This is a genomic window from Aequorivita capsosiphonis DSM 23843, from assembly GCF_000429125.1.
GTDB classification, from domain to species: domain Bacteria; phylum Bacteroidota; class Bacteroidia; order Flavobacteriales; family Flavobacteriaceae; genus Aequorivita; species Aequorivita capsosiphonis.
This window is the reverse complement of sequence record NZ_AUBG01000013.1, coordinates 132,605-159,385: the sequence shown is the minus strand read 5'-3', so window position 1 is coordinate 159,385 and position 26,781 is coordinate 132,605. Positions and strand designations below refer to the sequence as shown.

Annotated in this window: 19 protein-coding genes; 11 read left to right on the top strand and 8 right to left on the bottom strand. The window is 38.0% G+C overall.

Annotation, left to right across the window (positions count from 1 at the left end; genetic code table 11):
• Window positions 1–65: 65 nt before the first annotated feature.
• The 8 genes from G440_RS0112115 to G440_RS0112070 form a co-directional block, all read right to left on the bottom strand.
• Window positions 66–1,784 carry an amidohydrolase gene (locus tag G440_RS0112115; protein WP_026451548.1) on the bottom strand — a complete coding sequence of 573 codons (1,719 nt, stop codon included), beginning with the start codon at window positions 1,782–1,784 and terminating at the stop codon, window positions 66–68.
• 345 nt (window positions 1,785–2,129) lie between these two features.
• Window positions 2,130–2,591: a hypothetical protein gene (locus tag G440_RS0112110; RefSeq protein ID WP_026451547.1), complete on the bottom strand. Its 462-nt coding sequence runs from the start codon at window positions 2,589–2,591 to the stop codon at window positions 2,130–2,132.
• Between the two features lie 458 nt (window positions 2,592–3,049).
• Window positions 3,050–4,534, bottom strand: a complete 1,485-nt coding sequence (locus G440_RS19920) for an alkyl sulfatase dimerization domain-containing protein (RefSeq protein ID WP_051285337.1) — start codon at window positions 4,532–4,534, stop codon at window positions 3,050–3,052.
• Window positions 4,535–4,740: 206 nt separating this feature from the next.
• On the bottom strand, window positions 4,741–6,159 hold the full coding sequence (locus tag G440_RS0112090) for a hypothetical protein (RefSeq protein WP_026451546.1): 1,419 nt from the start codon (window positions 6,157–6,159) through the stop codon (window positions 4,741–4,743).
• 262 nt (window positions 6,160–6,421) lie between these two features.
• A complete protein-coding gene (locus G440_RS0112085) occupies window positions 6,422–8,107 on the bottom strand; it encodes an alginate export family protein (RefSeq protein ID WP_026451545.1) in 1,686 nt (561 codons plus the stop codon).
• Between the two features lie 187 nt (window positions 8,108–8,294).
• Complete coding sequence (locus G440_RS0112080; protein WP_051285335.1) at window positions 8,295–9,086, bottom strand: SDR family NAD(P)-dependent oxidoreductase; 792 nt, start codon at window positions 9,084–9,086, stop codon at window positions 8,295–8,297.
• Between the two features lie 157 nt (window positions 9,087–9,243).
• Window positions 9,244–9,882, bottom strand: a complete 639-nt coding sequence (locus G440_RS0112075) for an HdeD family acid-resistance protein (RefSeq protein ID WP_026451543.1) — start codon at window positions 9,880–9,882, stop codon at window positions 9,244–9,246.
• Between the two features lie 194 nt (window positions 9,883–10,076).
• A complete protein-coding gene (locus tag G440_RS0112070) occupies window positions 10,077–10,496 on the bottom strand; it encodes a hypothetical protein (RefSeq protein ID WP_026451542.1) in 420 nt (139 codons plus the stop codon).
• 311 nt (window positions 10,497–10,807) lie between these two features.
• Between G440_RS0112070 and G440_RS0112060 the strand changes: the two genes are divergently transcribed.
• From G440_RS0112060 to G440_RS0112000, 11 genes are all read left to right on the top strand, one after another.
• Entirely contained in the window at window positions 10,808–11,959 is a 1,152-nt protein-coding gene (locus tag G440_RS0112060) for an acyloxyacyl hydrolase (protein WP_026451541.1), read from the top strand.
• A gap of 120 nt (window positions 11,960–12,079) precedes the next feature.
• Window positions 12,080–12,607 carry a DUF488 domain-containing protein gene (locus G440_RS0112055; RefSeq protein WP_026451540.1) on the top strand — a complete coding sequence of 176 codons (528 nt, stop codon included), beginning with the start codon at window positions 12,080–12,082 and terminating at the stop codon, window positions 12,605–12,607.
• A 283-nt stretch (window positions 12,608–12,890) separates the two neighbouring features.
• Window positions 12,891–13,343, top strand: coding sequence for a MarR family winged helix-turn-helix transcriptional regulator (locus G440_RS0112045; protein ID WP_026451539.1), 453 nt, complete (start codon window positions 12,891–12,893; stop codon window positions 13,341–13,343).
• 114 nt (window positions 13,344–13,457) lie between these two features.
• Complete coding sequence (locus tag G440_RS0112040) at window positions 13,458–15,896, top strand: 3-hydroxyacyl-CoA dehydrogenase/enoyl-CoA hydratase family protein (protein ID WP_026451538.1); 2,439 nt, start codon at window positions 13,458–13,460, stop codon at window positions 15,894–15,896.
• Between the two features lie 160 nt (window positions 15,897–16,056).
• Window positions 16,057–16,419: a four helix bundle protein gene (locus G440_RS0112035; protein WP_026451537.1), complete on the top strand. Its 363-nt coding sequence runs from the start codon at window positions 16,057–16,059 to the stop codon at window positions 16,417–16,419.
• A gap of 120 nt (window positions 16,420–16,539) precedes the next feature.
• Window positions 16,540–17,730, top strand: coding sequence for an acetyl-CoA C-acyltransferase (locus G440_RS0112025; RefSeq protein ID WP_026451536.1), 1,191 nt, complete (start codon window positions 16,540–16,542; stop codon window positions 17,728–17,730).
• A 234-nt stretch (window positions 17,731–17,964) separates the two neighbouring features.
• Window positions 17,965–19,767, top strand: a complete 1,803-nt coding sequence (locus G440_RS0112020; protein ID WP_026451535.1) for an acyl-CoA dehydrogenase family protein — start codon at window positions 17,965–17,967, stop codon at window positions 19,765–19,767.
• 236 nt (window positions 19,768–20,003) lie between these two features.
• The gene (locus G440_RS0112015) at window positions 20,004–22,511 is read left to right on the top strand and encodes a hypothetical protein (protein WP_026451534.1); all 2,508 of its coding nucleotides are present in this window, start codon (window positions 20,004–20,006) and stop codon (window positions 22,509–22,511) included.
• Window positions 22,512–22,712: 201 nt separating this feature from the next.
• Window positions 22,713–23,579, top strand: coding sequence for a TolB family protein (locus G440_RS0112010; RefSeq protein WP_026451533.1), 867 nt, complete (start codon window positions 22,713–22,715; stop codon window positions 23,577–23,579).
• A gap of 96 nt (window positions 23,580–23,675) precedes the next feature.
• Window positions 23,676–25,016 carry a M28 family peptidase gene (locus G440_RS0112005; protein ID WP_026451532.1) on the top strand — a complete coding sequence of 447 codons (1,341 nt, stop codon included), beginning with the start codon at window positions 23,676–23,678 and terminating at the stop codon, window positions 25,014–25,016.
• 85 nt (window positions 25,017–25,101) lie between these two features.
• Window positions 25,102–26,727, top strand: a complete 1,626-nt coding sequence (locus tag G440_RS0112000) for a M1 family metallopeptidase (RefSeq protein ID WP_026451531.1) — start codon at window positions 25,102–25,104, stop codon at window positions 26,725–26,727.
• Window positions 26,728–26,781: the final 54 nt, after the last annotated feature.

Sequence of the window (26,781 nt, the reverse complement as noted above, 5' to 3'; positions counted from 1 at the left end):
AAAAGAACATTTTATATTTCTGAACAATTTTGCTCGCTTAAAAAACTTTATAAGAAGTGCATAATTTATAGTTTAAATATGCTTTTCCCCTCTTTGATAGTTTCCACTACTTTAATATCCTTGATTTTCATTGGATCAACTAAAAGCGGGTTCTGATCCAAAATAACGAAATCGGCTAATTTCCCTAAGCTTAGGCTGCCTTTGGTTTCTTCTTCAAAAAACTCATAAGCGGCGTGACTCGTTATTGCTTTTAAAGCTTGATATGGCGTTGCTTTTTCATCTGGCCCAATGGTTTTTCCTGTTCTGGACACGCGATTTACGGCCGACCAAACTGTAAATAATGGATCGATTGGTGTAACGGTTGCATCCGAATGATTGGTATATTTTAGACTCAATTTATCTGCGGAAGCAATGGGACTAAGGAAGAAGGCGCGCTTTTCACCTAAATTTTCTACGTGCACATCGCCCCAAAAATAAGCGTGATTTGTAAAAAACGAAGGTTCCATATTATATTTCTTATAGATTTCCAGCTGATCCGGTCTAACAAACTGGGAATGGATTACAATAGTTCTTCTGTCTTTATCCAAATGCTGGTTTAACTTTTCACAAGCATTTTCGTGGGCGGCGATAATCATATCAATGGAAGCGTCACCATTGCTGTGTATAAAAAGTTGATTGTCGTTTTTATAGGCCAATACAAATAAATCATTCAGCGTTTCCTGGGTCAAGCTGGGAAGTCCTTTGCAATCACTTTCGCAACCGGGTACTGGAGTTAAAAAAGCTTCGGTAAAAAAGGCCGTTTTTCCTTGAGGAGAACCGTCTGCAATAATTTTTGTACCCTGAACTTTAAATCGGTTATCATATGTTTTCCAATTGATAAGCGAATCGTTTAAATTGGTTTCTAATTCGGTATATCCACCGAGTGTAATGAGATCTATTTTGAATTTTCCCGCATCCGCTTGCGACTGAAAAAACTCAATAGCATTCCGGTCTGTCATTCCATCTTGGGCGGTTGTAATCCCATTACTGGCGTAATAATCTTGAGTAGCATCAAAAAACTCTTCTTGTTTCTTTTGTAAAATCATCATCATATTTCCCATAAACGGATACATCGCTGTTTCCTGCACCAATCCCGAAGGTTCTTTAGAGTTTGGAAAACGTTCTATGGTTCCTCCGTCGGGATCTTTGGTTTCCGAAGTTACCTTCAATTTTTCCAAAGCCTTGGAATTAGCTACCCCCATATGGCCGCTTGTATGCACTAAATAAACTGGGTTATTCGGTAAAACCGCATCTATTTCCCTTTTGTTGGGATGGCGTTTCTCCTTTAACTGACTCTCATCATAACCCCAACCGAAAATCCACTCCCCATCTGGAATATTATTTTCAGATTTATACTTTTTCATTTTTTGCATTATATCTTCAATATTGGCAACTTCCCCAACTGGCGGGGAATTAAGATCCACTTGCCCCATAGAACTAGAAACCATTCCGAAATGACTGTGCGGATCGATAAAACCGGGTAACATTGTTTTCCCCTGAAGATCGATCATTTTGGCATTTGGAAAATTTGTCGCGGCATACTTTTTACTTCCCACAAAAACAATTTTACCGTCTTGCTCCACAACAGCTTCCAAATAATCCGGCTTGTCAGCCTGCATACTAAGAATTTCGCCGTTGTAAAATAACTGTGCAGCAGCTTCGGAAGAAGTCGGAATTTCTTTTTCCTTTTCTTTACAGCTTGAAACCACAGTTAAGACTATTAATGTAAATAATAGATTTTTCATTTATTTAAAATTTATCTTGTTGATATAATACTAATATGTTTATCTATGTAATAATTCACAGCGGACTTAGAATTAATACTCTGTTCAAAGGAGGATATTTATTTAGGTTGCACCGCAAAGTCGCAGAGGACGCAAAGCCTCTATTAATATTCTTTTCCTCTAAACACAATTTTATTTTTAATTTTTGAAAAGTAAAAAATTAGATTTTAATCTACCTTTCTCTGCGCTCTTGGCGTCTTTGCGGTAAAAACATAATCAGATAAATCCTCCTCATTAATTTGGTAAATTAGCAGAGAAATAAAAGAATAGTATTGGGAGAAATAAGATATAGTTTTGCTTTATAGCTTAATCCTTTATTTCTTCAGCAATTACACTCTCCTTTAAAGTAAGGTAGTTTACAATTCCAGAGACGATACCTGCAATAACACCAATAATAATTAATGCTGAGACCAAAGAAACCTCAACGGTTCCAACATATTTTTGCCAAAGCACCGCCAAAGAAGTCAAGACCCCAAAAGTGAAAAAGCCGTGTTTTATGGTTAACCATAAAGTTGTTGGAAAAAATGGTGCCTTTGCTTCTTTGATTCCGAAGTAGGCAACCAGAGTAAGAATCATCGACAAGGTGATAGCAAGCATAACCGCGGTTCCCAAGACTGTTTGCTCATTGTTGGTAATTGAATCTACGGAAATAGGAATTATGTCCTTGTCCTTTAAAAAGAAATATTGAATCCCTCCGTTGATGACGGCATTAATGACTCCGGTAATGACGGCGCCTTTTACTAATTCTGATTTTTTTTGTGCATCCATAATGAGGTTTATTTTGGTTGGTTGTGATTTTTATTCGTTTTTTAAGCTGTTTTCAAATGAAATAAACTTTGTCCGCGAATTGCTGATTTTTAAACTCGAAATGGAGGATGCTCCGCCTTCACAGGAATTAGAATTTTATTATCTATGGACACATTTCGAAGCGCTTTAGGAGTTAGAAAAGCAGTTATTCTGTTTATCAAATTTGTCGTTTTTAAAGATTTCATATGTTTTTTACTTAGGTTTTATATTAAAAATTGTGGTTAAAGCTCCCCTCCTTTTTCAAGGTGCCCTGCCCCTCGTCGATTTAAAAAAATGATTCCAGGCGGGGGTGTCAATCCGCCACGTCGGGATGACTGGGTGGTTACCGCAGCTTCCAGATTGTAATTCGAAACCACCACATTGGACCCAAAAGCGGCAAGAATCTCACAACTCGCTTTCCTTTTCCGTTCTAATTTAATTCACTTTTTTTCGTCCAAAGCTTTCAGTTCTGCACGGGCTTGGGCTGCCGCTGACAGATAAACAGTGGCTTCTTGCAAAGGCGTGTCCTCAGCAGCAATCCGTTGCATATAAACATCGATAAACAATCTTTTAGCCTGCGGATTATTCGGTGCGCCATAATAGGCCCAATCTGCAAGCCGTGAGGCAAGAACCGGATCGGTTTTTAGAAGTTCACGACCACGTTTTTCCAGAGCTTCTACACCACCGGCTAATTTCACAGCCTCCGCCGCCTCTGCGTCGAACTCGAGTGGAGCAAAATGCGACGGGATATCGTCCCACCAGCCTGTATATCGCTTTGCGACCATCCGTGCGATGTCTGCCGGGCGATTATAGTGTATTTTCAACAAAGGATGTTCCGCAAAACGTTCGGGCCATTCTATGCGCGCTGCGATCTGATCCTTTCTCCATCCTCGATTTAATCGTTCTATAGTATAGTCACGTATGTATTCCAACGCATCTGCCGTAATCCCAAGAGCGGAGGCAACTTCATCTTTTCCGGTCACTGCGGCGGCGTGCATGCCAAGAAGATACTCGGGTTCCAGCGAGATCATTTCCCGCAACGCACCAACCCATTCTTTTGTGTAGCGCTGGCGCCTTTTACCATTGCCGGTATTTGGTAGAAAACCCTGATAGAAATCGCCTGTCGTCACTGCCTTACGTTCGGGCAACCAAACCCACATCTGTCCTTGGGTTTCGCCTGGGGAATGAACGAATGAAAATTTTTCGCCACCGATTATCGTATCCAGCTTATCGCGGAAAGTACGAGTAGGCTGCGCAGGGACGCTGGAGTTATCCGACTGATTTTCTAGCGCTTGATTGTTGTACTTTGCGAGGGAACCACGTAGTTCGATATCGGCAGAAACTTCTTCAAGATATGCTTGGGTGGTGATGACCTCCGCTTCCGGCCAACGTTTCAGCAAAGCATAAGCGCCGTAGGCATGGTCGACATGGCTATGGGATATCGCAATGGCCAGGAGAGGCTTGTCCGACAAAGTTGGAATAAGATCGGCGAGCACCTGCCCTATTGCGGCATAGCCACTGTCAAGAAGGACTAATCCATTTGGTGTTTCGACAAGCGTAACGTTCACAAATGGAAATCGGATATGCCATAAACCGCGCCCAGCAACATCGCTATAATTGGTGACTTCCATCTTAGATCGTGCTTCGGTCACAAGTTCCGGCGAACGATCCTGCATTCTGTTTGCGATCATGCTAGAGCCCGGCCCGCCGAAAGTTGTTCGCTCAGATAGAACCTGCATAGCTTCTGGATATTCCTTTGAGAGAAGCTTCCGGCCTTTGTCCTCAGTTGTTTGCCGCTCTTCTGCAGCTTTTTTTATATCAGCGTCTTGTGCCATAAGATTAAATGTTGAAATGAGTAATAAGATTAAAAGAAACGAGGTTGGAAATGATTTGGAAATCGGAAAATTGGCATTTAATTTTTTCATATGAAATATCTTTTATGATTATTTGCAAGAGCTTGTATCTTCACTGGTATTAGAATTTTATTTTCTACTGACACATTTCGAAGACCTTTAGGAGTTAGAAAAGCAGTTATTCTGTTTACAATAGTTCTTGTTTTTATAGTTTTCATAAGTTTTTTATTTAATGATTAATAGTCGATTTTAAAATGGATAAATAGTTTCCCGAGAAATCATTCATTTCCCTTTCCATCCTCTTTTGAAATATTTTCGGATGAAATTTTCAGCAATCCAAATTTCGTACCTTGAAAAAGAGTACCCTCTCCATCAAAAAGCCCTGCCATTTGCATCGCGTTAAAAGGATTGCCAATTCGTTCCAGCATAGCTTCTTTCTTTTCTTGTGTAAGCTGATTGGCATTGGGCAAAACGGAGTAGGGATCTAATTCAATAATTTCTTTTTTTACCAGATTTCCGGTTTCAAAATCCAATTCGGCATAGGCTTGTTGTTTATTTTCATCTTCATTGATAAAATGTATGCGCTTTGAATCCTTGCCCATTTTTGGGACACTGGTGGAGCGGACGTTCTTGTTGAACCAAACTGATTTGGCACCTTTTCCATTTTGGTTCACATCAAAACGTTGGACGCCATTTTTTAATTCCCCAACTTCATCCGTGGCAATGCTTGATGACGGATATTCAAAGCCGTATGTACTGGCAATTATTACAGAATTTCCGAAGGCAATTGGTGAATTCTCACTTCCCTGTTCTACATCGCCCTCAAAAGCCAATTCGCTGGCAATTAATTTTCCGTTTTTGGAATTGTAAATATTGAGATGTGTTCCCTCCGTGCCACTATCGAGGATCGTTAAATATTCATAGCCTTTTTTCGGGCCGAAAAAACTTGGCGATGACCCCGTACCCCAGCTTAATTTCCCTGGTTTTACACGGTTTCCACGATCATAATCGGCTTGCCATAAAATTTTGGGTTGCTTGCTTTTTAAATGCAAGACATATAATGAATGTGTGGTAGCGATGGCAATCCCTGCCGGACTACTGGAAATGGAATTGGCAACAATTTCATCTTTTCTATCGGATAAAGATATAAGGCTGAATTTTCCAGTTTTTGGGTTTAAAAATCCCGCTTGGGAATCATAGGAAGCAAACCAAATATTTCCCTTCCAGTCTGGGGTAATAGCTACAAATTCAAAATCTTCGGCAACTGATCCTAAAACAAATTCTTCTTTAATTTTAAATTCCCATCCGTTTTCAGCTTGATTGTGGGCTATTCTATAAATGGTCTTTCCATTGGCGAGCAGCAGTTCATCGTTTTCGTTTAAATACCCATAAATATTGTTGAGCGCTCTACCTGCGGGAAGTTTAAAGGATGCTATGGTTTCCATAGTTTCCGGATTTAGCAATAAGAGATATGGAGTTCGTTTAATACTGCCGTCGGTACTTTCATTGCGAACACATACAACTTGTAGCAAATCGTCGCTTCCCATCAGCAGCGTGGGAACAGCGCCTTTTTTGGTTTCAAATGTAAAATTAAGATCGCCGGTTGGCGCCTTGCCCGTAAATACATCGGAAGATAGCGCATCGTCGTGCATAAATGCTGTTTTTGTGCCTGCGTAAGGATTTTTTACTTGTGCCATAAGAATATTAATAAAGAGTAATAATATAGGCAGTACAAATACTGTCTTTGTTTTAATCGGAGATCGTTTTAGTAAAGTCATATTTTCTTTTCTATATATTTAGTTTAATAATCGGTTGTGCATTTTGAACATTTCATCGATTCTCGCCCTAAACCATAAAGGGAATATCCATGAAATTTCAAGTTCTTCCTTTAGGATAAGAGGCAAAAAACTTGAAATTTTGCCAAAATTGAATGATATTCATCAAAATGCACTACGGTTTTCAATAGTTTATAAATACGGCCGCTTGAACCGTTAACCAATTTGGCGTGTTTTCTATAAAGACTTCCTCCAGACCTTTTCCCGGAATGCCATACGAGACAACTCCCAAAAATGTAAAATGATCTTTTAATAATCCTTTTAAAGTAACGGAAGCTTCGTGCCCCAATTCCTTGTTTTTTAGGGTTGAAAGTGGTGGCAATCCACCCAAATTATTCAACTGATTGGCCTGCAGATAAAAATAATCCACGGACAAAGACATTTTTCTGCTTACCCAACTTGTAAGCTCTATTCTATGAGAAACAATATTGCCATTGCCTAAAACTTTTCTAAAGTTAAGGCCTTGCACCCAATTTCCAAGGCCGCCAGTCAACATAGAGTCAAAGCGTTCGTAGGTTTCGGTATTGGCGTTATCACCTTTCATAAAAGCATACCGGTAATAAACGGAGGGAGAAGTACTCACATCTTTAAAACTGTATCCCAGTCCCGCGTACCAAGCATAAGACTTCATATCTTCGGAAGTATGCGATTGGTAGGCGTATTCCGACTTAAAAAACAATCTCGTTTCGGCAATATTGCTTATCCATAACTTAGGATTGATCACATACATTCCTTTTTTCTGAATAGCGCCATCAGGCGTTGCATATTTCGCCTGTCCTCCCGTGGTTTGGATATAGGATATCCCCGTATCCAAATTATTATTGTTGTTATAGTTAAAAGTACCAATTGCGTAATTGGTATTGATCTGCTTATCCCGAAACAATTCTTGTGGCTCTACAAAATGTCCCGACAATCGGAATTTTTTCCATTGAATGGAAAGGTTTCCGTTTTTCTGATAAGTAGTCCGCGAAGACGAATAAACACTTCCCCGTGGTCCAGCATTCGAAGAACCCGAATATCTTGAAAATAGAAAACCATCGTTTAGTTGAAAGAAATTTCGTCCATAATTGGCGTTGATGGTAATATCTTTATTCTTGCCCAACCCGGTCACTAAAAATCCGCCATAAAGTCTTTCAAAAGCAATATGTGCGGTACTTCCCGAAGAATAAATATCGGTAGTATTCCTTGCCGAAACCAATGCTGAAACCTCGCCATACCAATAAACATTGGAATTGCCCAGTTTTGATATTCCAGAAATTCCGGGTTCGACAAAGGTTTCCAACCAAAAACGGGTTTCTTTTCCTGGCGGATCATCGGCTATGGGATTGCCCTGCGTAAACGCTTCTCCTTGTGCAAAAAGCGGATTTACATCGTTGTAAAATCCTAAGCCACCCTTCATCATTAACTTGAATTGCGCCTGACCAGATTCGTAAAGCAGCGGAAAATCATCATAGTGTTCAGAGACAAAAATGCCTTTCCGCGTTGGTGTTTTTACTTTTTCATCGGTAAGCGTCACATAAATCTGAAGCCAAACAGAACGACCCACCGTTCCTGTACCGCTGGCAGATTCGTATAATTCGTAATAGGCATTCTCTACATTTTCTTCTCGCTTAATTCGGCTGATGGCCAAATCGGTAATCAAGGGATTAAAAGTTGTTCCGGGCTTGATAAAAAAGGCTTTATAGAAATCTTCCATTTCCGCTTGGCTCACACCAATCTCTGCATTGCCTTCCAAGATAATAATGCGCACATCGTCAATAAAGTTTCCATTGGCAAATTGTGGGTTTACCTTTTGGGTCTGTTGTGCCATTAATATAGGAGTACATAAAAACAGTACCGAGCAAAGCAAAATGTATTTGCCCGGTACTGTAATTAGAGTTCTATTTTTAAATGAAACTTTGATATATTAGATTTAAAATTACAGATTTCTGAATGATTATGGATCTCACAAGTTACTTCTAAAATCCTAAATCAAAAATTCAACAATCTTCAATCATTTAAGAAGTTGGCATCTTGCTCTTATAAACTCCACCGCCATTTACGGTAAGTTCAACACCTGTAATCCAAGATGCGGCATCGCTCAGTAAAAATGCCATTGCTTGTGCAATATCAGCTGGCATGCCCCGTCTTTTCATTACAATACCTTTCACAACATTGTCGAGCATTTCTTGAGTGTAACCCGCTTCTTTGGAAGATTCGCCATTGTCCACAGTTCCAATAATTAGGGAATTGAAGCGCACTTCAGGACCCGAGGCCACTGCCATACTTCTGGCCATATTCAAAAGTCCTGCTTTGGCGGTACTGTATTCAATAAATTCAGGCGAAGGGGTGATCCCCACTGAAGATCCTGAAAATACTACCGAAGCATTTTTTTCTTTCTTTAGGTAAGGCATACAGAATTTTGTCAGGTTATAAGCACTCAAGGTGTTGAGCTTATAGCCATCGATCATTTTTTGACTATCAGATCCAAAAAGTGGTGTATTCGCACCCCAGCCCACGTTATTTACGACTGCGGAAATTTTTCCGAATTTCTCCACTGCCTTTTTTACCAACTCCTCAATTTCCTTTTCTTCGGTAAAGTCAACCTTCATAGCCAAAGTTTCGTTTCCGGTTTCCTTTTCGATATCGGTGGCAATGTTTTTTACTTTGTCTTCTGCCAAATCGGCCATAACAATGTTAGCACCTAAGGAACTTAGGAAGCGAGAAGCTTCACTTCCAATAGCACCGGCGGCACCGGAAATGATGATTACTTTTCCTTTAAAATCGAATAACTCAGTGATTGTTTTCATATTAAATTATATTGAGATTATTAATACTGTATTTTGTTATAGAATAAAGACTTAGGAAATAGGACTAAATATAATTTTAAGAAGAAATCTAATTCCTTACTTTCTTTAATGCTATGTCAAGCTTCAAAATTTCTAGACATGGAATAAATGCTTGTTTCTAGCTATTCTGTTCCTCTCGAATCTCTTCCATAAGAACATTATAACGTTCCTTCAAATTGGCAGAAATCTCTTTAGAGGATTTGTGTATTTTTCTTAACTGAAATGACAGAAAAATGCTGAAGAGTCCCGCGAAGAGAAAGCTTAATGCAACTAATATTACAACGCTCATCCCCGCGAATACAGGATTCCAGATAAGAACAAACGAAACTATTGCGCCCAAGATTCCGAAGATCAACAAACCACCCCAACTTTTACTGCCGTACTTTTTAAGGTCCATTGCGAAACTGATAGAGGAAATAGAGCGAAAAAGAAGCAGAAAACCAACGTAGAATGCCAAGACACTAATTGAAAGTCCTGGGTGCATTATTAGTGACGTACCTATAATAAAGGTAAGAATTCCAAAAGCTAAAGACCATCCCCAATTATCGAGTTGCTTTCTGTTGGCTATGGAAAAAATGATTTCCGAAAGTCCGCCGAATAAAAATGAAAGGGCGAAGAGGATTGATAATGTAAGCAATGAACTTACTGGAGAAGTAAACACCACGATACTTACTACTACGAATAGAATACCAACTAGCAACGGAATATACCAATGCTTGATTGTGTTTTTGATTGAATTTAAAAATGAGTTTTGCATGATCTTGAAAGTTTAGTTTAATGTTAGTTCGTTTTTCTTTTCTTAAATTAGTGGTAATGACAATAGTCTAATTTCGAGTTTTATAATTATTATTTAACTGTCTATTAAATACTTACATATACAAATATTGCCATTATTAATATCTTAAAGTATGATTTTTATCAAGTTGGAATTATTTCCACTTTTATTGGGTTTTATTCTTCCCAGTTTCTCTTTTCGTAAACAATATCTTCTATTCGATCAAAACTTTTGTGATGAATGATGTAATTACTCGGGCTTAAAGTATTTTTCATAACCGCATCCAATTTATCAACCAACCTTTCAAATTCGTGTTTTCTTTCTGCATCGGTATAGTGATACTCAGGTAATCCGAGGCGAGACATTTTATAGGTAAATTGATTCAGACGTGAAAAATATTCATCACGATCCTTTTCGGTTATTTTCATTTTCAAAACTTGTTTATAATGCCATTGCTGCAAAAAGTCCTTATCCTTGGCTGTGAAGATTTCGCCATCCTTGTCGTGTATATCTAAGGCAATAGTTGCTTCACTGGCAAATACATTTAAGCTCAGTAAAAAAAGAAGGCTTGCTATAAGAAAGTGTTTTGATTTCATTTTTGAATGTTTTAGTGGTTTTAAAAAATGCTAATTAAACAATATGCTTCAAATTAAAGTACAAAGATATGATTGGTTCGGAGTAAAGCGAACTAAAAATTTGCAAAGTTTTGTTAAATTATATTTGGCACCTAAATCTACGGATAACGGTGCTCTTCCCGCCTTTTAAAAATATCCAAATCGCTTTTATTTCTAAACGTTATTGAAAGTAAATGAAATTATTACAGACATTTTCCTTGTATTTTATCACTATCATTCAACAAAGAATATCTTTGTTACAGTCTTTGCTTCTACTCACTAAATTACAACCAATGAGATTCTTCTTCCTACTATTGCTTTCTACGTTCACGACTGTTTCTTTTGGGCAAAATGAAATCTCATCTTCTACTAATTTGAAAAACAAGTTTAAATTTATTGAGTTTAAAGGCCAATTTGGAGCTTTTTTAAAATCCAACAATAAATTGACGGCCAGCGGCTTGCTTGATAATGGTTATGGTGGAATTACCGTGAAATTGGGCTGGCAACCTACCGACCCTGAGGGATGGGCCAGTAGATACAGCTATCCATCATACGGAATTGGGTTTTATTCCGGATTTTTAAACAACGCTGAAGTATTCGGAAATCCAAATGCAATTTATGGGTTTATAAGATTCCCTATTTCCAGTCCGGAGCGACGGAATATTTTTGCAATTGAACCTTCTCTGGGGCTTACCTATAAATTGAAACCTTATGACTCTGAGGAAAACCCGCTCAACGAAGCTATTGGAGCGCGAGCGGCGGTATATTTTAATCTTAACTTTGGATTTACCTATAAGTGGACCCGGGAAGTCGATATTTTATACGGGCTGGATTTCACACATTTTAGTAATGGTTCAACCTACAAACCCAATAACGGACTTAATTTATATGGTTTTAACTTGGGGATGCGCTATAATTACAACAGAACGCAATTACTCGAAAATAATGATCCTTATACCAATGACGTTTTACCTGCAAGATTTAAAAGACCTCTTCGCTCCCCCACAGATTTGACTAGGGGGAATTCTATTTCAATTTATATCGCTGGCGGCGTCGCACAAAACGATGATTTAATTGGAAGAGATATTGTTATGGGAACCTTTACGGGTTTGGCGGAATATGAACATCAATTTAATGAAAGGCATAGTGTAGCTGGTGGGGTAGATTTTTTCTATGACAACCGTTTCCGCGATAGAAAAGCTTCAGATAGATGGTTGCCGGCAATTCACGCAGGATATGCTTTTAGCTTTTTTAAATTTGATGTAAAAATGCAACTAGGCACATATTTAGGAGACGATAAGGGAAAAGGAGCATTTTTTATGAGACCTGCGCTGCGATATCATATTTCCAAACACCTATTTGCCCAAATAGGCTTAAAAACTTTAGATGGTGGTTCAGCTGATTATATAGAGTATGGAATCGGATTTCAACCTTTTTCTTGGTAGAACCCCCTTTAGCAGAAATCGTTCTACGCAATTATCCTATTAACTAAAGTTGCGTTAAATGCATTTTAGCGTTTTTTAAAGGCTTCGGCGTTCCTTATCTTTAAGTCACGACTTTTTGCTATGAATACAAACACTATTTGGACCATTGGACATTCCACTAGAAGTTTGGAAGAATTTCTTCAACTTCTGAAATCCTTCGATATTGAATTATTGGTGGATGTTCGCCATTATCCGGGATCTCGAAAATTTCCACAGTTCAATAAAGAAAGTATGGAAATTACTATACCAGAAAATGGGATTGAATACAAACATATGGTGGAATTGGGCGGTCGAAGAAAAGTAGTTCCAAATTCCAAGAACGATGCGTGGCGCCTCAACTCCTTTAAAGGATATGCAGATTATATGGAAACAAGCGAATTTCAAGAAGCATTAAAAACTTTGAAAAAATTGGCCACTGAAAAAAGAACCGCCATTATGTGCGCAGAAGCTGTTTGGTGGAGTTGTCACCGCTCTATGATCTCTGATGCCCTAAAAGTGGATGGCTGGGAAGTAATGCATATTATGGGAGAAAATAAAGCAACTGAACACCCCTACACCGCCCCAGCAAGCATAGTTGATGGAAAATTAAATTATTCGAAGAAGCCATAATTAAGAAAACTCTAACTCTGAGGTTGCTGAGTGATTTTGTGCCAATACGTATAAAACAATACTCCTACTCTCTATCCACAAAATTGTATCGAGGCAAGGTTGCCGAGTGATTTTGTGCTAATCCGTTAAAAACTAATTTAAAAATTCCTCTTTATAAAATTGTATCGAGGCACTACAAAATTTTATCGAGGCACTAATCAACTCTTTATAAAAAACAAACAAATATACTATGCGTGCATAATATATTTTTGTATCTTTGGGTTTAGACTTTTTCAAATCTTTCATGCAAGAAAAACCAAAAGAGAAAACCATAGATTATATTTTGCGTTCCACTTGGATGAGCGTTACAAAAATGTATAACGAAGAAGCTGGTAAAAAAGGGAGCACTATGGCCACCGGATTTGCACTTATAAGCATAGATCCGGAAGAAGGAACCCCAAGCACTGGTCTAGGCCCCAAGATGGGAATGGAAGCAACCAGTCTTTCCAGAACTTTAAAAAGTATGGAAAAAAAGGGATTGATTGAAAGAAAACCGAATCCAGAAGATGGACGTGGCGTTTTAATCCATTTAACACCTTTTGGAAAGGAAATGCGAGAATTCTCAAAAACCGTAGTATTGGGTTTTGACGAGGCAGTGAAAAAAAACGTTTCCGAAGAAGAACTGCAAACCTTTAGAAAGGTGGCAAAAACTATCAACGAGTTGATCAATTCAAAGAAAGTATACGATTCAGATTAAAAAATTGAAAGTAGAAAGTAGAAAGTAGAAAGTAGAAAGTAGAAAAAAATAATAATTCAGAATTAGGGCTTCTGGTATTTAGAATCCATAATTCATAACTTATAATTAAAGCAGATGTCAAAAAGAAGAATTAATAAAGTAGCGGTAATCGGTTCCGGAATAATGGGAAGCGGGATAGCCTGCCATTTCGCCAATATTGGCGTGGAAGTGCTATTGCTCGATATTGTTCCCCGAGAGCTTAATGATGCCGAAAAGAAAAAGGGACTTACACTTGAAGATAAAGCTGTAAGAAACCGAATTGTAAATACCGATTTGCAAAAAGCCATAAAAAGCAACCCTGCTCCACTTTATCACAAGGATTTTGCGAAGCGAATTTCTACAGGAAACTTAGAAGATGATATTTCCAAAGTAAAAACTGCGGATTGGATTATTGAAGTAGTTGTAGAACGTTTAGATATTAAAAAACAGGTTTTTGAAAATCTGGATAAACATAGAAAGCCGGGAACACTTATTACTTCAAATACTTCGGGGATTCCTATTAAGTTTATGAGTGAAGGTCGTAGTGAAGATTTCCAAAAACACTTCTGCGGAACACACTTCTTTAATCCGCCCCGTTATTTAAAACTTTTTGAAATAATTCCTGGTCCGAAAACTTCAACTGAAGTATTAGACTTCTTAAATGGTTACGGTGAAAAATTCCTCGGAAAAACTTCCGTAGTAGCTAAAGATACACCAGCATTTATAGGAAACAGAATCGGAATCTTCGGCATCCAAAGTCTTTTTCATCAGGTGAAGGAAATGGGATTGACAGTTGAAGAAGTTGATAAACTTACAGGTCCAGTAATTGGCCGACCAAAATCTGCAACCTTCAGAACAGTTGATGTAGTTGGACTTGATACATTAGTTCACGTTGCTAACGGAATCTATGAAAACGCGCCTGAAGATGAGGAACACGAAATCTTTAAACTTCCGAAATTCGTGGATACCTTAATGGAAAACGAATGGTTGGGTAGCAAGAGCGGACAAGGTTTTTATAAAAAGATAAAAGATGACGAAGGTAAAAGTGAAATCTTAACCTTGGACCTCGATACTTTAGAGTACAGAAAAAACAAAAAAGCGTCTTTTGCTACATTGGAGAAAACAAAATCGGTTGCTAAAGTAACTGACCGTTTCCCAATTCTTATTGCAGGAGAAGACAAAGCTGGCGAATTCTATCGAAAAAATTTCGGCGCAATGTTCGCTTACGTTTCAAAACGAATTCCTGAAATAACAGACGAGCTTTACAAGATTGACGATGCAATGAAAGCTGGTTTCGGCTGGGAAAATGGCCCCTTCGAAATCTGGGATGCCGTTGGCATTAAAAAGGGAATTGAACTGATCAAAGATTTAGGGAAAGAACCGGCAGCTTGGGTAAACGAAATGCTGGAAGCAGGGATTGATTCTTTCTACACTGTAAAAGAAGGAAACACCTATTTCTACGATATTCCGTCTTCATCTTCCGAAGCTTCAGCGAAGGGAGAAGGAAAATACAAAAAAATTTCAGGACAGGATTCCTTTATTATTCTAAACAACATCCGCGAAACTTCTGAAGTCTTCAGAAACAAAGGAGTTGTAGTTGAAGATCTTGGCGATGGAATTTTAAATGTGGAGTTCATTAGTAAAATGAATGCTATTGGTGGCGATGTTTTGGCCGGAGTTAATAAAGCAGTTGATATTGCTGAAAAAGATTTCGATGGTCTGGTAATCGGTAACCAAGGAACAAATTTCTCTGTTGGTGCCAATATCGGAATGATATTTATGATGGCTGTTGAACAGGAATATGAAGAATTAAATGCTGCCGTTAAGTATTTCCAAGACACTAGTATGCGTCTTCGTTATTCTTCAATTCCAGTAATTGCCGCTCCTCACGGAATGACTTTAGGTGGTGGATGTGAATTTTCACTACACGCAGACCGAGTAATCGCTGCAGCTGAAACTTATATCGGACTCGTGGAATTCGGCGTTGGAGTAATTCCCGGCGGTGGTGGTTCAAAAGAAATGGCAATGCGTGCAAGTGACTCCTTCAAAAAAGATGATGTGGAGCTAAACAGACTTCAAGAGTATTTCTTAACGATTGGAATGGCAAAAGTTTCCACTTCGGCTTATGAAGCCTATGACACTGGAATTCTACAACCAGGGAAAGATATTGTAATAGGAAACCAAGACAGACAAATTGCCGCGGCCAAAGCTGCTGCGCGTTTTATGGCAGATCAAGGTTATACAAAACCAATTAGAAGAACGGACGTAAAAGTGCTCGGAAAACAAGCATTGGGAATGTTCCTAGTTGGAACCGATCAGATGGTCGCTGGAAATTACATCAGTGAACACGACAAGAAAATCGCAAATAAACTTGCCTACGTTATGGCCGGTGGCGATTTAAGTGAAGCGAGCTACGTAAGCGAACAATATTTGCTCGACCTTGAAAGAGAAGCTTTTTTAAGCTTGACTGGAGAGAGAAAGACTTTGGAAAGACTTCAGCATATGATTCAAAAGGGGAAACCACTTAGAAATTAAATGAGTATGACTTACGACAAAATTGCTATCGCAATTTGACTTACGACCTACGACAAAATAATTTTAAATATTTCAAGATAAATCTTAGGTCGTATGTCAAAAAAGCGCAGCTTTTTAAATCGTATGTCAAATTTCTAACTATAAATTAAAAACATAAACCATGGGAGCAAATCATAATTTTAGAAAAATGACAATTTGGAAAGAAGGGATTGAAATAGCTAAAGATACCTATGCAACTACCAAAATATTTCCAAAATCTGAGATGTATGGTTTGAGTAGCCAAATGCAACGATGTTCAGTTTCAATTCCCTCGAATATTGCAGAAGGTACTGCAAGAGGAACAGATAAACATTTTAAAACATATCTTGAAACAGCTTTAGGCTCAGCTTTTGAGTGGGAAACGCAATTAATTATTGCTTTTGAAATAGATTATATTTCAGAAGAAACTTTTAAGCATTTGGAAAATAAAATTCAACGGATTCAAGGAATGATAACACGATTTATAAACAGTTTAACAATTTAAAAAAAAAGACCTACGACGATTTTGCCTTTGGCAAAATGACCTACGACCCCTTTTTCATTTTGTCGTAGGTCGTAAGTCAAAAACCGAAGGTTTTCAGTCATACGTCAAAAATCGCACATTATGAAAACAGCATATATAGTAAAAGCATACAGAACAGCTGTCGGTAAAGCCCCACGAGGAGTTTTCCGCTTTAAACGCTCTGATGAGTTGGCTGCGGAAACCATTAAATATATTTTAAAGGAGTTGCCGCAGCTCGACCAAAAACGAATTGATGATGTTATCGTTGGAAACGCCATGCCCGAGGCCGAACAAGGTTTGAATATGGGGCGACTGATTTCCTTGATGAGTCTCGATACTGTAGAAATTCCCGGAATGACGGTAAACCGTTATTGCGCCTCGGGATTGGAAACAATTTCCATAGCTACGGCAAAAATCCAAAGTGGAATGGCAGATTGCATTATCGCCGGAGGTGCCGAAAGCATGAGTTATATCCCTATGGGAGGTTATAAACCCGTACCAGATTATAAGTTGGCTAAAGAAGGTCACGAAGATTATTACTGGAATATGGGGTTAACTGCGGAAGCAGTTGCCAACAAGTACAAGGTTTCGCGTGAAGATCAGGATGAATTCGCATATACAAGTCAGATGCGTGCATTAAAAGCACAAGACGAAAATCGTTTTCAAGATCAAATTGTACCTATTGATGTTGAGCGTACCTATGTGAATGATGAAGGCAAAAAAGTTACCGAAAAATATACCGTAACTAAAGATGAAGGTCCTAGAAAGGGAACAAATATAGAAGCCCTTTCAAAACTGCGTCCCGTATTCGCTAATGGCGGAAGCGTTACTGCTGGAAACTCATCACAAATGAGTGATGGCGCAGCGTTTTCAGTTATTATGAGTGAAGAAATGGTTAAGGAATTAAATCTTGAACCGATAGCGCGTTTAGTAAGTTATGCCGCTGTTGGTGTGGAGCCAAAAATTATGGGTATTGGACCAATGCACGCAATTCCAAAAGCATTGAAACAAGCAGGATTAAAGCAAGACCAAATGGAGCTTATAGAATTGAATGAGGCCTTCGCTTCACAATCCTTAGCCGTAATCCGCGGACTTGGTCTCGACAAGGAACTGGTAAACGTTAACGGAGGTGCAATCGCAATGGGTCACCCTTTAGGATGTACTGGAACAAAACTTTCCGTTCAGCTTTTTGATGAAATGCGCAAAAGAAACCTTCAAGGAAAATATGGAATGGTAACGATGTGTGTTGGTACCGGGCAAGGAGCTGCTGGGGTTTATGAGTTTTTAAAATAATTTCGTAAAAGGACTTACGACTAGTTTGCTATCGCAAATTGACTTACGACGTACGATTGAATTTTAAACTTTTTGAAAAAACAGTCGTAAATCGTAAATCAAAAAAGCGCAAACTTTTTAAGTCGTACCTCAAAACAACGAATAAAATAATAATAAATATATAAATCTAGTCGTACGTCGTAAGTCAAAAAAGCGCAAGCTTTTTAAGTCGTATGTCAATTCAACAATAACATTATGGAAACAAAAAATAATGAACTTCTTCGCGGAGGCCAATTCTTGGTTAAGGAAACAAAAGCCGAAGATGTATTTACTCCCGAGGATTTTTCCGAGGAGCAAAAAATGATGCGTGATTCTGTAAAGGAATTTGTAGATCGTGAAATCTGGCCGCTTAAAGAGCGCTTTGAGCAACACGATTATGCGCTTACCGAAGAGATAATGCAAAAAGCAGGTGAAATGGGCTTGCTTGGAACGGCCGTGCCAGAGGAATATGGCGGTTTAGCAATGGGTTTCGTAACCACTATGTTGGTATGTGACTATATTTCAGGAGCTAGTGGCTCTGTAGCTACGGCTTTTGGCGCACATACAGGAATTGGAACTATGCCAATCACTTTATATGGAACTGAAGAGCAGAAACAAAAATATGTACCAAAATTGGCAACGGGCGAGTGGATTGGTGCTTATGCTTTAACCGAGCCAGGTGCCGGAAGTGATGCAAATAGCGGGAAAACTAAGGCTGCGCTTTCCGAAGATGGAAAAACATACGCTATCAACGGACAAAAAATGTGGATTTCTAATGCAGGATTCTGTAATACCTTCATTGTTTTTGCGAGAATTGAAGACGACAAAAACATCACTGGATTTATCGTTGAAAATGATTCTTCAAATGGAATCACATTTGGCGAGGAAGAAAAGAAACTCGGTATCCACTCCTCCTCTACCCGTCAGGTTTTCTTTAGTGACACCAAAGTTCCTGTAGAAAATATGCTTGGCCAACGAGGCGAAGGCTTTAAAATTGCGATGAATGCTTTAAACGTAGGTCGAATTAAGCTTGCTGCTGCGGGTCTGGATGGACAACGCAGGGTAATTTCAAAAGCGGTGGAATACGCTAATGAAAGAATTCAATTTGATGTGCCAATTTCATCTTTTGGTGCTATTAAACTCAAATTGGCCGAAATGGCAACCAATGCCTATGTGGACGAAAGTGCTTCCTACCGTGCAGGAAAAGATATTGAAGATAGAATCGCACTTCGTATAGAAGCTGGTAACAGTCATCAAGAAGCAGAGTTAAAAGGGGTTGAAGAATACGCTATTGAGTGCTCAATTTTAAAAGTGGCCGTTTCTGAAGACATCCAACATTGTACCGACGAAGGAATCCAGATTTATGGCGGAATGGGATATAGTGCTGAAGCGCCTATGGAATCAGCTTGGAGAGATGCGCGAATCACTCGTATTTATGAGGGAACCAACGAGATTAACAGAATGTTAGCCGTTGGAATGCTGGTGAAGAAAGCGATGAAAGGTCACGTAGATCTATTGAATCCTGCGCAAGCCGTAGCTTCAGAATTGTTAGGTATTCCTTCCTTTGAAACTCCTGATTTCTCTGAATTGCTTTCCGAAGAAAAAGCGATGGTTGCCAAACTGAAAAAAGTATTCTTGATGGTTGCCGGAAGTGCGGTTCAAAAATATGGAACTGAATTGGAAGAGCATCAGCAAACACTAATGGCGGCTGCAGATATCCTGATTGAAATCTATATGACCGAAAGTGCAATCCTGCGAACTGAAAAGAATGCAAAACGTTATGGCGAAGACACTCAAAAGGAACAGATAGCAATGTCGCAATTATATCTTTATCACGCAGTAGATATTATTACTGTAAAAGCGAAAGAAGCAATTCTATCTTTCGCTGAAGGAGACGAACAACGCGGTATGTTGATGGGACTAAAACGTTTCACCAAATATCAAAATATGCCAAATATTGGTGAATTGAGAAGAGTTGTTGCACATAAAGTTATAGCTGAAAATAAGTATCCTTTCTAAATAATAGATACAACGTTTTCAAATTAAAGACCTTACAAGTTTCAAAAACCTGTAAGGTCTTTTTTTTTAGAATAAATTTAAGTATTCAATACTATTCTTAGTAAAACCATTTCTTTCATTTTAATTGCCTGAGAATAAAAACCCTACTGGATCATTTTAAAAACCAAACCTTAAGAAACTATTCAGATTCTTCGGAAGAATGTCTATATTTATGTTACTTATAAAAGTTAAGGTTTATGAAAAAGTTTATTCTTATAGCATTAATCGCTTCTGTGGGGATGGCTTTTACTATAAAAAACACATCGGGGTTGAAGGTTTTAATTTTAAATAAACTAAAAGAATACACTACCGAAAACTATCCTGAAAAAATATACATACAAACAGACAAACCATACTACACTGCTGGAGAAAATATTTGGTTTAACACGTATCTAATTAATGGAGTTACCCACACTAAAAGCGATAAAAGCAAAATTGTGTATGTGGAGCTTATAAACGAAAAAGATAAAATAATTGCCATGCGAAAACTGTTCGTAGAATCATTGAGTGTTCAAGGTGATTTTAAATTACCCACGGGTTTGCAAGAAGGAAACTATCTTTTGAGGGCATATACCAATTACATGCGCAACCAACCAAGAGATTATTTTTTTAAGAAAGAGCTTCCCGTTTTCAGTCTTAATTCTGAAAATGCAGGTGATAGCAGCGATAAAAACCCTAAAACAGAGGAAAACTTGGTGTTACCCGATATTGGTTTTTATCCAGAAGGAGGTTATTTAGTTGCCGGTCTCAATAATAAAGTAGCTGTAAAAATAAAAGATGCCGATCTAAATTCCGGTTCTATTTCTGGTATTATAGAAGACACCGAAGGAAATAAAATCACAGAATTTAAAACACAAGAATTTGGACTAGATTCCTTCTATATAAAACCTGAGGCAGGCAAGGAATATCGTGCAGTTATTAGCTCTAAAGAAGAACATATCCTTTATTCTTTACCCAATCCACTTTTAGAAGGCTATGTTTTAAATACAGTGCTAACAGAAAAAGACTTAGTTATAAACGTCACTACAAATCAAAAAGACGGATTAAAGAATACCTTGATCATCGGTCAACAAAGAGGTTTGGCAGCTTTTGATTATTTGTTTGATAAAAACACAAATACTTCAGTATTGAAAATTCCCAAAGAACAATTAATCGCAGGGGTTTTGGATATTGTTCTTTTTAACCAGTCTGAAAAACCCGTAGCAGAAAGATTAGTATATATTAATAAAGACGAGGACATTTCTGTTTCGGTCAATAAAACCAATGGGTTTAAAACATCTTTGCGGGATCGTGTGAACTTAGAGATTGAAGTAAAGGAAAAATCGGGTCGATTGGTTTCCGGAACCTTTTCACTTTCCATAACAGATACTGACTTAATCAAACCGAATCCCAATTCCGAAAATATAAAAACCTATCTATTGCTAAGCTCAGATTTAAGGGGAGAAATTAAAAGTCCGAATTACTTTTTTATAAATGACGATACAATCAAGAAAGATCAACAATTAGATTTGATTATGCTTACTCACGGTTGGAGTCGTTTTACTTGGCAAGAGTTTTTGGAGAATAGAACCACACAGGAATTTAAACCAGAAGATGGCATTTACATAAGTGGCAATACATTGAATTCCAAATCACCATTTCAGAACAAAATTAGCGAGACTAAGCTTACTTTTAGAAAAAAAGGTTTCTACCAAGAAGCAAAAAAGACTGATAACTACGGTCATTTTATGTATGGCCCATTTATATTTCAGGATACGATTGATGTTTTTCTACAAGCCGGAAAAGACTTAACTTCAGAAAATCCAGATTTTAGTGATACAAACATTGTTTTAGATAAACCGAAAGAAAAACCAACTATAATACCAGATAGAATAGCCAGTACTTTTGAGTTTGAAAATGATATTGCCAATGTTCAAGTCTATAAAAAGAAATCAAAAAGTAATATTTTTCGTGATTTTGAATTTAACGATGACATAGAGAAATTGGATGAAGTTCTGCTTAAAGGAAAACTTGAAACCGAAGAAGATAAAAAGGAAATTAAAAGAGATAAAAGAACACGCTCGTTTGAGCCTTCGCACCGCATCGTAGTAAGTGAGATGGGGGAAATGGGAGCTAGCTCTTTTATGGATTTAATAATAAATGTGCCAGGCATTAGAACTGGAAGAGCCACTTTAGACCAAAAAAAGGACCCTTTTGACAAAATACTTAGTATTGAAGAAGTTGAAATTAACCTTAGAGGTATGAAACCTACAATTTATTTAGATGATGTAGAGGTTGAATTGAAGGCTGCACGATCTGTTCAACCTGCAGATATTGACTTTATAGATATTAGGAATACTGGTCACTCTTCTGCCGCTTATGGTTTAAAGGCCCAAGGAATTATCGCAATATATACAAAACAAGGTTCTAGAAATAAAACAAATATCACTGACAAAAAACCAGGTTCTATAAACTTTAAATCTGAAGGTTTTTATTCAGCGCGCGAATTTTACGCCCCAGATTATTCATTAGTTGATAGAAACAGAAGTAAGATAGACAAACGCTCAACGCTGTTTTGGAAACCTAATGTGAAAACACAAGGATACAAAAACGCAGAAGTGACTTTTTACACAAGCGATGAGAAAGGCACATACCAAATAAAAATTGAAGGAATCACCGATAAAGGAGTTCCCATTCACGCCACTTCATTTCTTGAAGTAGAATAATTAGATTTTATGACACCATCTCTTCAACAAAGTTTCCAAAACCTTGTAGATCTTATATTGGTAATTCAACCCCTCAATTCTCGATCACTGAAAACTGTCACTGATTACTGAACACTGATAACTGATTTCTGATCACCAAAAAACTGAATACTGTAAATTATGGCGCAGAGTTTGCTATTTTTGAAGGAAAATTGAATTATTATGAAAAAGCTCCTTTTCCTATTTATTATTTTCACAACCACTTTTACCTTTGCCCAAGAAAACACCGAAGTATTTGTTTTTGATATTTCACCAGCTTACGGAGGTCTTGAACTTATGAACGCTCGGAATATTTCAAACAATAAAGGTTATGACAATCAGCCTTCCTTTATTTCGAACGAAACTGTAATTTTTGCCGGTAACAACGACGGTCAGACAGATATTTCAGAATATAATTTAACTTCTAAGCACCAAAAATGGGTTAATTCAAAAACAAAAGGCGGTGAGTATTCTCCTCAAAAATTTCCCTCGAAAAGTGATGTGGCGGCTGTTCGTCTCGACCCTAATGGAATGCAAAGATTGTATCAGTACAATACTGGAACAGGAAATTCAACAGAACTTATTAAAGATCTGCAAGTGGCTTATTTTGCTTTTTACAATGACGAAAAAATGCTCGCAACAGTTTTAAATGGAGATAAAATGGATTTGGTAATGATTGATTTACCTTCAAAATCTACAGATACGATATTTTATAATGCTGGCAGATCGCTTCAGAAAGTTCCTAAAACCAATTATATGAGCTATTCCTTGGCAAACGAGGAAGGGAATTTAGACCTCTATCTTTTAGACATGAATTCCTATGAAAGCTATTTTGTAACGGAATTGCCCATTGGGATCCAGGATTATGTTTGGCTCAATGACACCCAAATATTAGTTGGAAGCGGCAGCAGGCTTTATCTGTATGACACACTCGGCGATTCTGAGTGGAACAGAGTTGCCTCCATTGAAGAGTATGGAGTCAAAAATATTAGCCGAATGGCAATTAGTCCTAACGGTAAAAAGCTGGCCGTGGTAGCAGAAATCCAGTAAGAATTTCATTATAAAAATTTTCTTCCTGTAAGGTTTTACAAGCTTATAGCTCTTTCTCCTTGCTTTTTTGGTACTTTTAAATAAAATTTCCCTCTAATGAAAAGTCTTATTCTGTTTTTTGCTTTAAGTACTTCTATATCAGTTTTTGCGCAAACAAATCAAAAGATCAGTCTATCAGAGGGGCAGTTATATGATATTATTGATTCAGTCTCTTCTAAAAGGATTGAGAAAGATATAACAAGACTTGCCAATTTTGGAACACGTAACACTTTTAGTGATACCATCAGTAATATTCGTGGTATCGGCGCGGCGCGAAGATGGATTAAAAATGAGTTTGAGAATATTTCCAAGGATTGTAACAACTGCCTAAATGTTTTTTATCAAAAAGATTTGGTCAAGGCAGAAGGCAACGACCGTATTCCGAAGGATACTTGGATCGTGAACGTTGCAGCGGTTCAGATAGGAACAAAATATCCCAATCGCTACATTATTATGAGTGGGGATATCGATTCCCGAAACAGTGATGGCAGTGACTTCACTAAAGATGCTCCCGGAGCCAACGATAATGCAAGCGGGATGGCAGGCGCAATCGAGGCAGCGCGGGTTCTTTCTAAATACACCTTTGAAACCAGTATCGTTTATTTAGGATTGAGTGGGGAAGAGCAAGGTCTTTTCGGCGGAAAAGGTTTCGCAGAATTTGCGAAAAAGAATGCTTGGGAAATTATTGGCGTTTTCAATAATGATATGATCGGAAACATCAAAGGCCTAGATGGGATAATTAGCAACCGTGATTTTAGAATCTTTAGTGAACCTGTTCCTCCTACAGAAACCGAAAAAGAACGACAGTTGCGCAGATTTTATGGCGGCGAAGTAGATGGTATTTCACGCCAATTGGCTCGTTACGTTTACAAAACCACAAAAACCTATATGCCTGAAATGAACCCAATGATGATTTATCGTTTAGATCGTTTCGGGCGTGGTGGTCATCACCGTCCGTTTAATGATCTTGGTTGGGCCGGAATCCGAATTATGGAAGCTCACGAAGATTACAACCATCAACATCAAGATATTCGTACTGAAGATGGTGTGGAATACGGTGATAAATTGAAGTTTGTGAATTTTGGTTACGCCGCAAAACTCACCGCCGTAAACGCAATTAACCTGGCGAGTATTGCTTGGGCACCTCCTGCTCCTAAAAATGTAAGCATCGGCGGTATTGTAGAACCATCTGTAAAACTAAAATGGGACAAAGTAGATGGCGCAACAGCTTATAAAATATATTGGCGAGACACCACCTCTCCTACTTGGGATTATAGTCGTTATGTAGGCGATGTTTCAGAATTTACATTAGAAGGAATAGTAATAGACAACTTCTTTTTTGGCATCGCTTCCGTAGGAAAAGATGGTTTTGAAAGTGTAGTCGCGTTTCCCAATTGAGTGTTTAGAGCCCCCTAACCCCTAAAGGAGGAATTATAACAGATAGAATAGCAATCAGATTTCTCTATTATTTAAAATTAAATTAATGAAAAAAGTCCTAATCTTTTTCCTAGTTCTGATAAGTATAAAATTGTCAGCCCAAGAATTCACCCGCGCTGATACACTTCGTGGAAGCATTACCCCTGAACGTGCTTGGTGGAATGTACTTCACTACGATTTAAACGTAACGCCAAATGCTTCCGAAAAATCTATTGAAGGAAGTAATACGATAACCTACGAAGTTTTAAAACCTAATAACATTATGCAAATCGATCTTCAAAGTCCGATGAAGATTGACAAAATTCTTCAGGATGGAGAAGAACTTCACTATACTTCAGAAGGAAATGTGCACTTTGTAAAACTTCAGGAAAAACAAGAAATAGGAAGAGAAAACAGAATTACAATCTATTTTTCAGGAAAACCGAGAGAAGCCGTTCGGCCACCTTGGGACGGTGGTTTCACTTGGACCAAAGATAGCAATGGCAAAGATTTTATTGCAAATTCCAACCAGGGTATTGGCGCCAGCGTTTGGTGGCCGTTAAAGGACCATCCTTCCGAAGAGGCAGATAATGGGGTTACTATTTCTGTAACAACACCAAAAGACTTAATGGACGTGAGTAACGGTCGTTTAAAGGAAGTAATTGAAAACAAAGATTCAAAAACCTGGGTTTGGGAAGTGAAAAACCCAATCAACAGTTACGGAGTCAACCTGAGCATTGGTGATTATGTACATTTTGGAGATAAATACAAAGGCGAAAAGGGAATCTTGGATATGGATTATTACGTTCTTCGCGAAAACGAAGCCAAGGCAAGAGAGCAGTTTAAACAAGCCCCGATGATGATGGAGGCCTTTGAATATTGGTTTGGCCCCTACCCTTTTTACGAAGACGGCTATAAACTTGTGGAAGTTCCCTATTTGGGAATGGAGCATCAAAGCAGCGTAACCTACGGCAACAACTTTGAAAACGGCTATTTGGGTAAAGACGTTTCTGGCTCTGGCTGGGGAATGAAGTTCGATTTTATCATCATCCACGAAAGTGGACACGAATGGTTTGCCAATAATATTACCAATACGGATGTGGCTGATATGTGGATTCACGAAGGCTTCACCAGTTATTCTGAAAACCTATACGTGGATTATTTCTTCGGAAAAAAAGCCTCGTCAGAATATGTTTTAGGGGTTCGCAATAATGTTGTAAATGATAAACCTATAATCATTGGAAACTACAACGTCAACAAATCCGGTGGTTCAGATATGTATTATAAGGGCGCTAATATTCTTCATACAATTCGTCAATTAATCGCAGATGATGAAAAATGGCGACAAATTCTACGAGGTTTGAATAAAGAGTTTTACCATCAAAACGTCACAACGGAACAGATTGAAAATTACATAAGCGATAAAAGCGGAATGGATCTCACAGCATTTTGGAATCAATATCTACGTACTGTAATGATTCCAAAAGTAGAATATTCATATAAAGAGAACATCTTGAAATTCCGCTATGTCAACATTGTCAAAGGTTTTGAAATGCCTGTTATTGCAATTATAAATGGCGAAGAAGTTTGGATTAATCCAACTGCAGAATGGAAAACCAAAAAACTTAAATCCCCAATAAAAATCGTTGAGATAAAGAAAGATTTTTATGTGAATGAGGAAAAGATGAAGTAATCAGAAAGCTCATATTACCATTTCAACTAAAACGTATCAAATATATCAATTCTA

Bases quoted from the DNA above. Each gene is read 5' to 3' on its own strand.
- G440_RS19920 (WP_051285337.1), bottom strand. From the start codon at position 4,534: ATGAAAAAATTAAATGCCAATTTTCCGATTTCCAAATCATTTCCAACC.
- G440_RS0112070 (WP_026451542.1), bottom strand. From the start codon at position 10,496: ATGAAATCAAAACACTTTCTTATAGCAAGCCTTCTTTTTTTACTGAGC.
- G440_RS0112010 (WP_026451533.1), top strand. From the start codon at position 22,713: ATGAAAAAGCTCCTTTTCCTATTTATTATTTTCACAACCACTTTTACC.
- G440_RS0112000 (WP_026451531.1), top strand. From the start codon at position 25,102: ATGAAAAAAGTCCTAATCTTTTTCCTAGTTCTGATAAGTATAAAATTG.
- G440_RS0112045 (WP_026451539.1), top strand. From the start codon at position 12,891: ATGCAAGAAAAACCAAAAGAGAAAACCATAGATTATATTTTGCGTTCC.
- G440_RS0112060 (WP_026451541.1), top strand. From the start codon at position 10,808: ATGAGATTCTTCTTCCTACTATTGCTTTCTACGTTCACGACTGTTTCT.
- G440_RS0112115 (WP_026451548.1), bottom strand. From the start codon at position 1,784: ATGAAAAATCTATTATTTACATTAATAGTCTTAACTGTGGTTTCAAGC.
- G440_RS0112025 (WP_026451536.1), top strand. From the start codon at position 16,540: ATGAAAACAGCATATATAGTAAAAGCATACAGAACAGCTGTCGGTAAA.
- G440_RS0112020 (WP_026451535.1), top strand. From the start codon at position 17,965: ATGGAAACAAAAAATAATGAACTTCTTCGCGGAGGCCAATTCTTGGTT.
- G440_RS0112035 (WP_026451537.1), top strand. From the start codon at position 16,057: ATGGGAGCAAATCATAATTTTAGAAAAATGACAATTTGGAAAGAAGGG.
- G440_RS0112055 (WP_026451540.1), top strand. From the start codon at position 12,080: ATGAATACAAACACTATTTGGACCATTGGACATTCCACTAGAAGTTTG.
- G440_RS0112005 (WP_026451532.1), top strand. From the start codon at position 23,676: ATGAAAAGTCTTATTCTGTTTTTTGCTTTAAGTACTTCTATATCAGTT.
- G440_RS0112080 (WP_051285335.1), bottom strand. From the start codon at position 9,086: ATGAAAACAATCACTGAGTTATTCGATTTTAAAGGAAAAGTAATCATC.
- G440_RS0112075 (WP_026451543.1), bottom strand. From the start codon at position 9,882: ATGCAAAACTCATTTTTAAATTCAATCAAAAACACAATCAAGCATTGG.
- G440_RS0112015 (WP_026451534.1), top strand. From the start codon at position 20,004: ATGAAAAAGTTTATTCTTATAGCATTAATCGCTTCTGTGGGGATGGCT.
- G440_RS0112085 (WP_026451545.1), bottom strand. From the start codon at position 8,107: ATGGCACAACAGACCCAAAAGGTAAACCCACAATTTGCCAATGGAAAC.
- G440_RS0112110 (WP_026451547.1), bottom strand. From the start codon at position 2,591: ATGGATGCACAAAAAAAATCAGAATTAGTAAAAGGCGCCGTCATTACC.
- G440_RS0112090 (WP_026451546.1), bottom strand. From the start codon at position 6,159: ATGGCACAAGTAAAAAATCCTTACGCAGGCACAAAAACAGCATTTATG.
- G440_RS0112040 (WP_026451538.1), top strand. From the start codon at position 13,458: ATGTCAAAAAGAAGAATTAATAAAGTAGCGGTAATCGGTTCCGGAATA.